Annotated in this window: 17 protein-coding genes; 3 read left to right on the top strand and 14 right to left on the bottom strand. The window is 71.0% G+C overall.

The annotated features are described in order from the left end of the window. Nucleotides 1-9: 9 nt before the first annotated feature. A complete protein-coding gene (gene tal, locus QRX50_RS19525; protein WP_285973374.1) occupies nucleotides 10-1,134 on the top strand; it encodes a transaldolase in 1,125 nt (374 codons plus the stop codon). A gap of 34 nt (nucleotides 1,135-1,168) precedes the next feature. On the opposite strand, the gene QRX50_RS19520 is transcribed toward tal, so the two are convergent. Next, nucleotides 1,169-1,420: a hypothetical protein gene (locus tag QRX50_RS19520; protein WP_285973373.1), complete on the bottom strand. Its 252-nt coding sequence runs from the start codon at nucleotides 1,418-1,420 to the stop codon at nucleotides 1,169-1,171. After that, a complete protein-coding gene (locus QRX50_RS19515) occupies nucleotides 1,420-1,755 on the bottom strand; it encodes a hypothetical protein (RefSeq protein WP_285973372.1) in 336 nt (111 codons plus the stop codon). Before QRX50_RS19515 ends, QRX50_RS19520 begins: the two co-directional genes overlap by 1 nt. Before the next feature lie 471 nt (nucleotides 1,756-2,226). Between QRX50_RS19515 and QRX50_RS19510 the strand changes: the two genes are divergently transcribed. Next, entirely contained in the window at nucleotides 2,227-4,647 is a 2,421-nt protein-coding gene (locus tag QRX50_RS19510; protein ID WP_285973371.1) for a lysylphosphatidylglycerol synthase transmembrane domain-containing protein, read from the top strand. A gap of 25 nt (nucleotides 4,648-4,672) precedes the next feature. Here QRX50_RS19510 and QRX50_RS19505 read toward each other — a convergent pair whose 3' ends face one another. The 9 genes from QRX50_RS19505 to QRX50_RS19465 all read right to left on the bottom strand — a co-directional run bounded on the left by QRX50_RS19505 (nucleotide 4,673) and on the right by QRX50_RS19465 (nucleotide 10,591). Further along, nucleotides 4,673-4,963 (bottom strand): iron-sulfur cluster biosynthesis protein, encoded by a 291-nt coding sequence (locus QRX50_RS19505; RefSeq protein WP_285973370.1) that lies wholly within the window; start codon nucleotides 4,961-4,963, stop codon nucleotides 4,673-4,675. Between the two features lie 52 nt (nucleotides 4,964-5,015). Then, entirely contained in the window at nucleotides 5,016-5,834 is an 819-nt protein-coding gene (locus QRX50_RS19500) for a GAF and ANTAR domain-containing protein (protein ID WP_285973369.1), read from the bottom strand. Nucleotides 5,835-5,839: 5 nt separating this feature from the next. Continuing rightward, nucleotides 5,840-6,538, bottom strand: a complete 699-nt coding sequence (locus QRX50_RS19495; RefSeq protein WP_285973368.1) for an ANTAR domain-containing protein — start codon at nucleotides 6,536-6,538, stop codon at nucleotides 5,840-5,842. Then, the gene (locus QRX50_RS19490) at nucleotides 6,535-6,798 is read right to left on the bottom strand and encodes a WhiB family transcriptional regulator (protein WP_285973367.1); all 264 of its coding nucleotides are present in this window, start codon (nucleotides 6,796-6,798) and stop codon (nucleotides 6,535-6,537) included. The genes QRX50_RS19495 and QRX50_RS19490 overlap by 4 nt, the downstream gene beginning before the upstream one ends. Nucleotides 6,799-6,824: 26 nt before the next feature. Further along, nucleotides 6,825-7,178 (bottom strand): hypothetical protein, encoded by a 354-nt coding sequence (locus QRX50_RS19485; protein ID WP_285973366.1) that lies wholly within the window; start codon nucleotides 7,176-7,178, stop codon nucleotides 6,825-6,827. Between the two features lie 337 nt (nucleotides 7,179-7,515). After that, nucleotides 7,516-7,755, bottom strand: coding sequence for an STAS domain-containing protein (locus QRX50_RS19480; protein ID WP_285973365.1), 240 nt, complete (start codon nucleotides 7,753-7,755; stop codon nucleotides 7,516-7,518). Nucleotides 7,756-8,138: 383 nt separating this feature from the next. Then, entirely contained in the window at nucleotides 8,139-9,281 is a 1,143-nt protein-coding gene (locus tag QRX50_RS19475; RefSeq protein ID WP_285973364.1) for an ice-binding family protein, read from the bottom strand. 272 nt (nucleotides 9,282-9,553) lie between these two features. Then, nucleotides 9,554-10,063, bottom strand: a complete 510-nt coding sequence (locus tag QRX50_RS19470; protein WP_285973363.1) for a DUF5994 family protein — start codon at nucleotides 10,061-10,063, stop codon at nucleotides 9,554-9,556. Between the two features lie 63 nt (nucleotides 10,064-10,126). Continuing rightward, nucleotides 10,127-10,591, bottom strand: a complete 465-nt coding sequence (locus QRX50_RS19465) for a DUF5994 family protein (RefSeq protein WP_285973362.1) — start codon at nucleotides 10,589-10,591, stop codon at nucleotides 10,127-10,129. A gap of 252 nt (nucleotides 10,592-10,843) precedes the next feature. On the opposite strand from QRX50_RS19465, the gene QRX50_RS19460 reads away from it, so the two are divergent. After that, entirely contained in the window at nucleotides 10,844-11,296 is a 453-nt protein-coding gene (locus QRX50_RS19460) for a DUF5994 family protein (RefSeq protein ID WP_285973361.1), read from the top strand. Nucleotides 11,297-11,382: 86 nt separating this feature from the next. Here the strand turns inward: QRX50_RS19460 and QRX50_RS19455 are convergent, their stop codons facing one another. Genes QRX50_RS19455 through QRX50_RS19445 form a run of 3 tightly spaced genes read right to left on the bottom strand, consistent with a single transcriptional unit; the run spans nucleotide 11,383 to nucleotide 12,145 of the window. Then, nucleotides 11,383-11,535, bottom strand: a complete 153-nt coding sequence (locus tag QRX50_RS19455) for a hypothetical protein (RefSeq protein WP_285973360.1) — start codon at nucleotides 11,533-11,535, stop codon at nucleotides 11,383-11,385. Then, complete coding sequence (locus tag QRX50_RS19450; protein ID WP_285973359.1) at nucleotides 11,532-11,702, bottom strand: hypothetical protein; 171 nt, start codon at nucleotides 11,700-11,702, stop codon at nucleotides 11,532-11,534. The genes QRX50_RS19455 and QRX50_RS19450 overlap by 4 nt, the downstream gene beginning before the upstream one ends. Further along, nucleotides 11,681-12,145 carry an alpha/beta fold hydrolase gene (locus QRX50_RS19445; protein WP_285973358.1) on the bottom strand — a complete coding sequence of 155 codons (465 nt, stop codon included), beginning with the start codon at nucleotides 12,143-12,145 and terminating at the stop codon, nucleotides 11,681-11,683. The genes QRX50_RS19450 and QRX50_RS19445 overlap by 22 nt, the downstream gene beginning before the upstream one ends. Nucleotides 12,146-12,150: the final 5 nt, after the last annotated feature.

Raw genomic sequence — 12,150 nt, 5'->3', positions numbered from 1 at the left:
GAGGTTTCCATGACCACGCACCACAACGACCCACTCGCCGACCTGTCCGCCTCCGGTGTGTCGGTCTGGCTCGACGACCTGTCCCGTGAGCTGCTCGAGAGCGGCGACCTGGACGCGCTGATCGCGGACAAGCACGTCGTCGGGATCACCACGAACCCGACGATCTTCGCCTCCGCTCTCGCGCACGGCGACCGCTACGAGGCGCAGCTGCGCAAGCTGGCCGAGGCCGGCAGCAGCGTCGAGGACACCGTCTTCGTCCTCACGACCGACGACGTCCGCTCCGCGTGCCAGGTCCTGCGACCCGTCTACGACCGCACGGACGGCGTCGACGGCCGGGTGTCGCTCGAGGTCGATCCCGGCCTCGCCCACGACGCCGCCGCGACCGTGGACCGCGCGCGTGAGCTGTGGGCCGCGGTGGACGAGCCGAACCTGCTCGTCAAGATCCCCGCCACCGCCGAGGGCCTCGCCGCGATCACCGCGGTCATCGGCGACGGCATCAGCGTCAACGTGACCCTCGTCTTCTCCCTCGACCGCTACCGCGAAGTGCTCGACGCGTACCTCACCGGCCTTGAAAAGGCCGATCTGGAGGGGCGCGACCTCACCGCGATCCACTCCGTCGCGTCGTTCTTCGTCTCCCGCGTCGACACCCGGGTCGACGCCCTTCTCGACCCCATCGGCACCTCCCGGGCCCTGGCCGTCAAGGGCAAGGCCGCTCTCGCCAACGCGCGGCTGGCGCACCGGATCCACGAAGAGGTCGCCGCGAGCGCCCGCTGGGACCGCCTCGCCGGCACCGGGGCGCGGCTGCAGCGGCCCCTGTGGGCCTCCACCGGTGTGAAGAACCCCGACTACCCCGACACCGTGTACGTGTCCGAGCTCGCCATCCCGGGCACGGTGAACACCATGCCCGGCAGCACGCTCGCGGCGTTCGCCGACCACGGCACCGTGCCCGCCACCCGGGTGCAGGACACCTACGCCGCGGCCGCGGACGTGTTCGCCGAGCTCGCCCGGCTGGGCATCGACTACGACGACGTCGTCGCCACGCTGGAGCGGGAAGGGGTGCGCAAGTTCACCGACAGCTGGGACGAGCTGGGCAAGACCGTCGGCGGCCGGCTCCGCCAGCTCGCGGCCGGCTGAGAAGGACCACCGGCGAGCGGGGGAGCGGCTCGGCCTAGACCGAGCCGCTCCCCCGCTCCTCGGGCCGGACGGTGAGCGTCACGCGAGTGGATCCGCGGCGCAGCAGCACCCACCCGTCGGCGGCGCGCTCGACGTCGTAGCCGTCGGCGAGGTAGCGGTCGAGCCGCCCGCCCAGCGCGGCCGCGTCGGCGACTCGCTCGGTCGTGGCGGCGCCGACGAGGGTCAGGCTGGTGTGCAACGCCGATTCCAGCCGCAGCTCGGCGGTGACCGGGAACGGGTTAGCCATCAGCGCGCCCCCTCGGTAACGGCCTGCCCGTACCCGGACTTCGCGACGGTCCGCAACGCCGCCCGCAGCAACCGGGCGACCTGCGCCGGCGTCCAGCCCGCCAGCTCGGCGACTTCCGCGACCGTGCGCCGCTGGACCGCGGCCGCCCACAGCGTGAAGCGTTGCCGTAGCGGCAGCAACGCCACCTCGTCGAGCAGGAGCGCCTCCTGCAACACCGCGCGCAACCGGTCCCGCGCGATCCCCGCCGCGAGTTCCCCGTGCACGGCGGCCAGGACCAGCCCGCGGATCCGCGCGTCCTCGTTCGGTGCCCCGGCCGGCGATCGGGTGGCGACCACCCTCGACACGCTCCGCCAGACCCGGGCGCGCGTACGGCGGGAGCACCCCGTGCTCACGGTGACCCGGTAGGCCAGGTTCACCATCCGCACTTCGAGGTCGTCCGCGCCGCTCGACCAGGGTGGGGCGGCGCTCAGGTGCCCGGGGGGTCGCGCGGAACGGGTGCCCGCGGTCACGGGCTTGCCTCGCCGGTGGGAGACAGCCGCGTCAGCAACCAGAGGAGCTCCTCGGCGCTGAGGAGACCCGCGTCGGCTGCCTTGACGAAGGCCGTCGCGGCTCTTTCGGCGACAGACGGCTCGTGCGGTGTCGTAGCCTCGTCGGACATGGGCGCGCCCCTTCGCACGACGGGATGACCGGAGCCCGAAGTCTGGGGGCGCGCCGTCGGGGTACCCCGGCCACATGATCGTAAACTCGCCGACCTCGTGCGCGTCGTTCTCCTGGTTGTCCTGGCCGCGGGTCGGGCGGACGCTGGGGTGGTCGACCGTGCGACCCGCGATGAGTCCGAGGCAGCAGTGAAGGGCAACAACGAGAGTTCGGCGGCCGCGAGCGGCCGGCGCCGGATTTCGCTGTCGATCGGCCGGAGACCAGGCGACTTGATCTCGCTGGCGACCGCGGCCGCCGTGGTCACCTTGTGTGCGCTCGTGGCGAGGAACCCGGCCGTCAATCCGGTCGAGGTGGTGATCTACCAGCAGTTCGGGAAGATCCCGGCCGCTTCGCTCTGGGTGTGGCGGGTGCTGGCGGGGATCGGGAGCTGGATCGGCATCGCCGCCGCGTCCGCACTGGCGTTGTACTTCAAGCGGATACGGCTCGGGGTGTACCTCGCGACGGCCGGAACCCTGGCCTGGGGATCGGCGCGGATCCTGCACCGGTTCATCGGGTACCGGCCCGTTCCCGCCGAGCTGTTCGCCGACCCGGCGAGCCGGCTTCCCGGTGCCGCCGGGTTCGACTTCCCGTCCTCGACCGCGGCGGTCGCGGCGGCGATGGCCACGGTCGCCGCCCCCTACCTCACCGTCAAGTTCCGCAACCTGGCCTGGGCGGTGGCGATCCTGGTCGCCGCGGCCGACGTGTACCTCGGCGGCCAGCTCCCGCTGGGGGCCTTCGCCGGGGTGTTCCTCGGCTGGGGCGCCGGCACGATCATCCACCTGGTGCTGGGGGCGCCCGGTCGCCGAACGTCGGCGGAAGCGGTGCACCACGCACTGGGCGTGGCCGGGGTGAACCCGATCCGCGTGCTCCCGATCAAGAAGAACACGCGGGGACCGCTGCAGTTCACGGTGGACACCTCGACGGGTGACCGGCTGCGAGTGGAGATCGTGCGCCGGCTCCACCGCCGGGCGGGAGCGTGGTACCGGCTCAGACGGCTGCTGGCCTCCCTCGACGTCGAAGACGATCCTCCGCTCTCGACCACTTACCACGAGGCCGAGCACGAAGCGTTCGTCACGCTCTTCGCCGACCGCGCCGGGGTGCGGACGCCGTCGGTCGTATCGGTCTGCGAGACCGAACACGGCTCGCCGCTGCTGGTGCGCCGGGAAGTCGAGGGCCGCCGCTTGACAAAAGGGGATTCCGCCGAGATAGGCGAGCCGGTGCTGGACGGCATCTGGCAGCAGGTCGCGATCCTCTCCGCGGCCCGGATCGCCCACCACGACCTGCGGCCCGAGAACTTCCTCGTCGACACCGCCGGCGACGTGTGGCTGCTCGACTTCACCTTCGGCAGGGTGAGCGCGGCCCCGGCCCGCTGCGCGCAGGACCTCGCCGAGGCGCTGGTGTCCTTGACGGCGCTGGTCGGTGTCGAGCGGACGGTCCGCAGCGCGCGCAGGACGCTGTCGCCCGACCGGCTCGAGGCGGCTCTGCCCTACCTCCAGCCCCTCGCGTTGCCCCGCAGGATCCGGACCCAGATCGACGGCCGCTACGTGCTGACCGATCTCCGTGAGACGCTCGCCGACACGATCGACCGGCCCATCCCCACGTTCCGTTCCCCGGTGCGCCCGAGGACGATCATCGGACTGCTGCTGTTCGGCGCGGCCGTGTATGTGCTGCTGCCGCAGCTGTCCGGCCTCCACGAGGTGGTGGGCTCGCTGCGGGACGCCCACTGGGGATGGTTGATCGCGTCCGTGGTCACCGGTCTGCTGGCGATCGTGATGTCGTCCGTGTCGATCCTCGGCTCCAGCGTGACACCACTGCCGTTCTGGCGCACCACCGCGGTGCAGCTGGCGGCGGCGTTCACCGGGCGCACCACGCCCGGCGGCGTCGGGTTCTTCGGCATCAACATCGCTTTCATGGAACGCCTGGGCATCCGCCGCGCCCACGCCGTGGGCGTCACCCTGCTGAACCTCGCCGCCACGGGCGCCGTCTCGGCGCTCTGGTGCGTGATCGGCGTGTTCGCGCTCGGTGGTTCGGGAGTGCTGCGCGGGGTGTCCATCCCGCACGGGTGGCCGGTCCTGGCGGGTGCGGCCGGTGCGCTGGTCATCGCCGGTGTCGTGGTCGGCTCCCCACTGGGGCGTCGCCGGCTGGTCCGGCCCTCGTTGGCGATGGCCCGCGATCTGCTGCCCGTCCTGCGCGATCCGATCCGCGCGCTCGAGTTGTTCGGCGGCGCGGGCGGCTACCTGCTGTTCTCCGGTCTCGGGCTCGCCACCAGCCTGGCCGCCTTCGGCGTTCGAGTTCCCGTGGCGGCGGTGCTCGTGGTGTTCGTGGTCGCCCAGTCCCTCGGGCACCTCGCGCCGATTCCCGGCGGACTGGGCGCCGTGGAGAGCTTGATGGTCGCTGGGCTGAGCGCGGTGGGTGTCCCGCCGGCCGCCTCGGTCGCGGCGGTCCTCACTTCGCGGCTGCTGACCTACTGGCTGCCCGTCCTACCGGGAATCGCGACTTTCCGCTATCTCCAACACCACGGCACCATCTGACCACGACTGACCACGACGGCGCTGATCAGTTCGTGGTGGTGATCAGGAATGTGTAGTGCCCGTTGATGTTCTTGGTGACGTCGAGCGTCTTGTCGGTGAGCCGGACCCGGGTTTCGCGGGCGAGGAACACTTGGGTGTCGGCGGTGGCGATGACGTCGTCTCCGGGGGCCGGGTGCGCCGCGACGTCGACGGAGAGCACGGCGCCGTCCTCCGGTGGGCCTTCGAGGGTGAGGCGCAGGCCGCCTTCGGCCTGGACGTTCTCGGACGCGGTGAGCCGGTTGATCGCCTCGGCGGCGGCTGCGGTGATGGTGAACATCGTGGTCTCACTTTCTCTGTCCGGCGGCGGTCGCGGGGAAGGCGCCGACCGGTCACCGGGGTCCGTGGTGGCGCACCGGCTTTTGCGGCTGAGTGCGGTGGGCGAGGATCGCGGAGAAGTCCGCCGTGCCCTCGGCCACTGCCCGGGCGAGTTCGGAGAGCCGCTGGTTGTGGGAGCGGGCATAGCCGCGCAGAGCGGCGAACGCCGATTCCATGTCGAGGCCCTCGCCCCGAATGGAGAGCACGCCTTTGGCCTGTTCGATGATGATCCTGCTGTTGAGCGCGGTCTGCAGTTGTTCGGAGAGCAGGTCCGCGTTCTCGATGGCCCGTTGTTGCAGCATGCCGATGGTGGCGACGTCGGCGAGCGCCTGTCCGAGCCGGGTGCTGGTTTCGTCGATTCCGTTCCGGTCGGCCTTGAGCAAGGTGAGCACGCCGACGACCTGGCCGCGCAGCCGCATGGGAACCGCTTGGACGGCCTGGAACCCGCATTCGTGGGCGGCCGCGGCGAAGCGCGGCCAGCGGGCGGCGTCCGCGGTGAGATCCGCGCTGGCGACCGGGACCCCGCTGCGAACGCAGTCGATGCAGGGCCCGTCGTCGGTCTGCACGGCGAACACCTCCAGCACCTGCGCGCGTTCCGAGGACGCCGCTGCCGTGCGCAGACCGCCGTGCCCGTCGAGCAGGATCACCCCGGCCGCGGACACTTCGAGGAGCTCGACGCACTGGTCGCACAGCATGTGCAGGAACTCCAGCGCGTCGAACTCGTCGACAAGGGTGTCGGCCAACGCCACGAACGTGTCGGCCAGACGCTGGTCGCGTCCGTGGCGCCCGGTTGAGCCTGCGATGGTGCGGACGGTGTGGGGTTGTTCGGACATGCCGGTCACTCTCCTGTCTCGAGTCGGAGGCGCTTGCTGATGATCTGCTGGGACACCTGGTCGAGGGGTGTCTGGTGGGCGTAGGCGTGTGCGCGGATGAGCAGCAGCGCGTCGCGCATCGTCACGTCCAGCTGCGCAGTGACGACTCCGGTGGCTTGGTGGACCACGGCGTGGATGTCGGAGAGCCAGCCGATGTCCATCGGGTCCGGGCTGCGCAGATCGTCGAGGACCGTGTGCGCGGCGATGTCCGCCAGTGCCAGCGCGTCCCGAAGCTCGCCCCTGTTCAGCGAACCCACGCTGGTGCGGTACAGGTCGAGCGTCCCGAGCCGGACCGCGCCGAGGCGCAGGGGGAACGAGAACACCGCGGCCACGCCGGCAGCCCGGGCCCCGGGGGTGAATCCCGGCCAGCGGGCCTCCGCGGTTGCCAGGTCGCCGACCAGGGCGGGACCGCCGCGTTCGTGCGCCGCCGGCCCGGGGCCTTCGCCGACCGTGCGCTGCAGGTTGTCGAGGACCAAGCTGATCGCGTCGGTCGCGCACGCCACCGCCTGCGCGGTGCCGTCGTCGCCGCCCTGAACGGTGATCGCGCCACCGGTGACCGCGCACACCTCGACGCAGAGGCCGCACACCCGTCGCAGCCGGGCCGCCGGGTCGCTGTTGTCGGCGCGGAGCAGGGCCACCAGCTCGCCGTACCGTTCGGCGCTCACGGCGAAGGCAGGCTGTCAGCGCTCGGCCGTACGGCGCGGCGATCGGTTTCGGACAGGCCGCCCCACACGCCGTAGACCTCCTCGGTGACCAGGGCGTGCGTGCGGCACTGCGCCATCACCGGACAGCTGCGGCAGATCTGCTTGGCTCTGGCGTCGCGCTCGGCTTTGCCCCGGCCGCGTTCGCCTTCGGGGTGGAAGAACAGGGCGCTGTCGAGGCCGCGGCAAGCGGCAAGCAGCTGCCAGTCCCAGCTTTCGGCCACGGGAGCGGGGCGTCGCCAGCCGTGAGTCACGCGGAGTCACCGCCTGCGGCGCGGGTGCCCGAGTGTGCGCCCACGCTGCACCGGTGCCGCATCACGTGGCCGATGCGGGCGAGCCCGGTGGACGTCACCGCGAAGAGCCCGGCCAAGATCAGCCACCACGTGTCGCCCCGCAGGGCGCGGCCGGCACACGCACCGGCGAAGACCACGAGCGCCAAACCGATCCTTGCGAAGAAGTGCCTGTGCTGCCGTGCCGGCGGGGCAGCGCGGGCCGCCATCCGCTCCGCGTCGGGGCAGTCGGCTTCGTCAGGTGTCGCGTACCTCGCGGAACCGTCGGAGGCACCGACGGCGAGGCCGGGAGAGATCGGCCGGGGTCTGGTCATGACAAGTCCTCAGTGGACAGTTTCGGACTGGATCGGTCCTGCGTCCGCCGGGGTCCCGGGCGTGGCTGTCTTCCAGCTTCTGGATGCGAAGTCTCGTTGCGAGCCGTCACCTGATCATAGGCCTCCGGGGAGAAGGCCGCGGGCTCGGGCGATCTCCGCGTCAGGCGCCCTGCATCTCTATCCACCGGAACGGCGGCCGTGTTCTCGTTCCGGGGCGGCGATGGCGGAGGCCCGTGAGGCGTGGATGACCAGTTGTTCGTGCAACCGGGTGATCTGCAGCGGGCGCCAGGTCGCGCGGCTCGTGGCGACCAGCCGCAGGTCGGTGTGCGGAGCTGCTTTACGGTGCACGCAGCAGGACTTCGAGCCCGGCGGAGTTCAGGAACCAGACCTCGGACAGGTCCACCACGAGCCGCCGGGGCCGTCGAGCCAATGCCGATTCCAGTGCTTCGCTCATCGTGGGCGCGGTGTGATGATCCACGTCCCCCTCCACGACGAGCACCAGCGTCCGGCCACTTTGCACCACCGTGAGGTTCAAGATCGAGCGCCGGCCGGGTTCACCGCCGGCAGAGAGTGCCACGGGAACGGCCACCGCGGCGCGCTCCGGCGGCGGACGGCGAAGACGGCGAAGATCGAGTGCTGTGAGTTTCACGAGGGGGCTCCTGCCCTGGCGGTCGCAACCAGCCCCTGCCGCGCGAACGACGAGCACGCGGCCTGGGACAGACGCGGCCGCTGAATGACGGTCGATCGTCGTGAGGGCATGGGCTGGGCGCTCCGGCGCTGTCTCCGGCAAGCCTACCGCTACGCGGCGGACGCCGATCCTCGTTCGTGTCCGGCGGTACCGGGCCCGCGACCGCTGTCGTGTTCCGGCGACGTCGATGAAAGGGGCGCGGCCCGTGAGTCACAGCGCCGGCCGAAAGAAATCGATCGTGTCATCGCCTTCTTCGTGGAGTGTTGTCCCGCTCATTCGGATCGACGCCGGAACTTGCGGGCGCGCAGGACGAAGAGAAGCGAACCACCGAGCACGACAAGAAGGAATCCGAGGCCGAGCGCGGGGCCGAGAAGTGGGCCGGCGCCGGTACTGGCGAGGTGCGAGGGCCCGGTGGGGAAATCCGCCGGCCCTGGGCCGCTGCCGTTCGAGCCGCTGTCGGTCCAGCTCGCCCCGAGACCGCCCGAGCTGGTCGTCGTTTCCGTGGCGCCGCTCGATGAGTCCGTGGTCGTCGTAGTGGTCGTCGGGCTGGTCGTGTCGGTGTCGCTGGTGGTGGGGCTGGTGGTGTCGGTATCACCGGTCGGGCTGGTCGTGTCGGTGTCGGTGTCGCTGGTGGTGGGTGTGGTGTCGGTGGTGGGTGTGGTGGTGTCGCAGTCGGGTGTGGTGAACGTGTTGTCGTCCAGGGACACCTGGCCGTTGCGCGCCAGTGCGCGACCGGCGACCACCGTGCCGGTGGTCACCGTGATCGAGGTCAGCGCCATGATCGTGCCGACGAAGTTCGAGGTCGTGCCGAGCGTCGCCGAGCTGCCGACCTGCCAGTACACATGACACGCCTGGGCGCCGTTGACGAGGTTGACGTCGCTGGCCGAGGCCGTGATCAGCGTGGACGCCACCTGAAAGATCCACACGGTGTTCGGGTCACCCTGGCCGTCCAGGGTCAGGGTTCCGCTGAGTGAGAGCGGGCCCGTGGAGTTGTAGACCCCGCCGGTCAGCGTCTGACCGACCAGATCGTCGGCGACGCTCGCGGTCGGCGCGCGCCCGGCAGCGTCCTCGTAGGCGATGACGAGATCAGACTGGGCCTGAGCGGCCGCGGCATCCGCCGCGTGTGTGGCACCCGCCGCGGTACCGGGCGGGAAACCGGTGATCGCGGTTCCCGGACTGACTCCCAGATCCCCGCTCAACGTGCCGGGACCCGTGTTGGTCACGGTCTGGCCGCCCAGCACGGAGTAGGGCTCGGCCGTGCCCAACCCGACCGGCGCCTCGGCCGCGGACGCCTCCGGCACCGACACAGCCACCAGAAGCAGGACGCTCGCCGCCACACCGAGACTCCCGACCGCATACGAACGGCCTCGGCGTGATCCTCGAACCGAGCTTATTCTGGCGGGATCGCCGTCCATTCGCCTTGCCTTCCGTCGATTCGACGATCGAGGCCGGCAAGGTCCGGGCCGGAAAACGGGCGCCACGCACAGGACATGTAGATGCGAAAAAGAAAAATTCGTCTGGCGACCACCGAAATAATGGCGCGGAACGGCCACCACGGGGGTGAACGCCAAGCCCGTTTCCATCGCCATCACCAGGGCAGGGGAAAATGTTCACCCGGACGTAGAGTCGCTTGTCCGCCCGAATGAACGTTGGTCACCGGTGGGTCTCACCGAGACGCTGGCGCGGGTCAGGGACGGGAAACCGCAGCGATCGCGGCGGTCGAGCCGCCTTCGGATTCCCAGCGGTAGACGTCGTTTTCGGCCGGCGGGTGGGCAAGGCCGGCACCGTCGAGGAGCGCCTCCGGGCGGGTTGCGTCGTTCTGGTCCGAGGCCGCCGACATCGCGCGCTCGACGATGACCTGCGTGGTGCCCGCGGGGACGACGAGCAGGGTCAGGCGGCGCATCAGGCTGCCGGTCACGTGCACGATGTGCGGATCCTGAGCGCGGAACCCCTCCAGCCGGATGATCATGCCGCGGTTAACCATTCTGGTTCCGGTCACCGTCCACGCCGCCGAGGGGAACGCCACGCGCCACACCGGTCCGATCCGTTCGGCGAGCGCGGCCGCGAGTTCCGGGACCTCGGCGGTCAGATCCGTCGAACGCGGCCACCAGGCGCCGTCGACGAAGCCAGTGACGGAAAGCAGTGGCTTGAGCCGCACCCGGGAGCCGTCAAGCGGCGCGTGCGGTGTGTCGACCATGAGAACTCCGATCCCGGTCAGGACGGCCGGTGGAGTGCCGGCCGCACGTCGGCCATGGGGGGATCAAGCCGGACCGATGACACCGCTATCACTCAAGATCAGCTGCGCGGAGTCGGTGCTGTTCTGGGCGGACGTCGCGACCAGGGCGCGTTCCGCGGCGGCCGGATCGGCTTCCGGCGGGATCACCAACAGGGTCAGGTGGTGGATGCGCGGCCCGATCACCACGACAGTGTGCTGCTGCAGCCCGAAGAATCCCGCCAGCCGAACGAGATCGGGGCCGTGGGCGAGCCGGGTCGGCGCGAGGTCCCACGCGGCCGGGTTGAAGCCGATGCGTTCCACTCGGCCGAGTTCGGCGGAAATCGAGGAGACGAGGGCGCTGAATTCCCCGACCGGGTCCCGCGACCGCGGCCACCAGGCGCCATCGAAACAGCCCTTTGTCGCTGCCGGTTCCTTGAGCCGCAGCCGATTTCCGGTCGCGAGCGAGCCGATCACCGTTCCCGCGGCACCGCGGTCCGATCCGAACGTCATGGTGGCACTCCCGTCCGGCTTGCCTCGTGCGACGACCGCTTCCGCGGTTTTTCCGCGGAGCGCCGTCCTCGGCCGGCAGAGTCGAATTCTGTGATTTCACGGGCCAATACGCTCAGTCTACGCCGAGCGCACCGACATCAGGAGTAGCGTGCTGGTACCAGGGGCGAAGTTGTACCCGGCCGCTCGCCGGTGCCACCTCTGGCGCACGAACAATCCCCGGTCCCGTCGAGGGCCGGAGGTGGGAGCGCCGGAATGGCGACCTCGATTCAGCCGGAAACCACGACCGAAGACGAACAGCTCCACGAACCCCGGCTGCGGATGAAAAAGGCCGGCGCCGAACGCGGCCACGTCGACGGCGGCTGGTGGCCGCGTTCGACGGACCTGGAGGCGGAGCTGCCCTCGCTGGCGGCCGCGGTCGAGCAACGGGTGGGACCGGTCACGCGGGTGTCCTACCACCTGGACACCTGGGGTCCGGCGACCCGCAAGGTGTACCTCGGCGACCGGATCGTGCCGCTCGAGGGCTTTCGGTTCACGAACCCGCACACGATCACGGCGATCGGCTCGGATTCACGTCAAGTGATCCTGCTGGTCGTCCCCCCGGAGACTCCCCCGGAAGCGGCCCACGCCGCGCTGCGGGCGGCCGCCGGCGAGGGGTCCACCACCGCCACGCCGGAAATCCTGGCCGGCGAAGGCGTTCCCGCGTAGCGCCACGAGACCGCCGGAACCCGGCCCGATCCGCGCCAGTGGGTGAGCACCAGTCTGCCGCCCCTCTGAGCGAATCGCCCCGCACCTCAGGTGAAAAATCGCGCGATCCGGTCCATGGCCCTGGGGATGTGCACCTCGCCGGCGAGCACTTCGTGGCGCGAACGCGGATAAACGGCGCGCAGCATCGCCACGCTGCGCGCGTACTCCGGAGTGGTGCTCCCACCTTCGACGAAAGTCACCGGCGCCGGCACGCCGGCCAGTACTCGGCCGGCACTTTCAGGCCGGTCGCGGACTCGAGGTCGGCGATGAGGCCGGGGACGAGCCGCGCCAGCTTGGCGACCGTCCCGTCGGCAGCACCTTCGTCGCGCGGTGCGGGTGCCCCGCTCAACGCGAGCGCGAGGCGCACCGCGTCGTGCGGCTTACCTGCCGCGACGGCTTTCCGGCAGCCCTTGAGCATCGGTTCAGCGGGCCGCCGAGCAGCGCCGCCGGCGGCTCGTACAGCACCATCCCCGCGACACGCTCCTCGGCGGCGCGCGCGGCGGCCAAGCTCACCAGGCCGCCGAAGGAATGCCCGAACACCATCGCGGGCTCCGAGGCCTCCCCCAGCACGGCGACGAGATCCTCGGCCTGCCGGTCGAACGTCGCCGGCGCCGACCCCGGCTCGGTCCGCCCGTAACCCCGGCGCTCGACGAGCACGACCGTGTACCGGTCCGCCAGCACCCGGGCCAGCGGCAGGTACCGCTCCAGCGGCGCGAGCACACCCGGCGCGATCACCAGCGGCCGCCCCCGGCCCTCCGTCGAGAAGTGGATCTTCGTTCCGTCCGGCGAAATCGCATTCCCATCACGCACCGCGG

This window comes from Amycolatopsis sp. 2-15, assembly GCF_030285625.1.
In the GTDB taxonomy this organism is placed as follows: Bacteria; Actinomycetota; Actinomycetes; order Mycobacteriales; family Pseudonocardiaceae; genus Amycolatopsis; species Amycolatopsis carbonis.
This window is presented reverse-complemented; position numbering and strand designations above follow the sequence as displayed.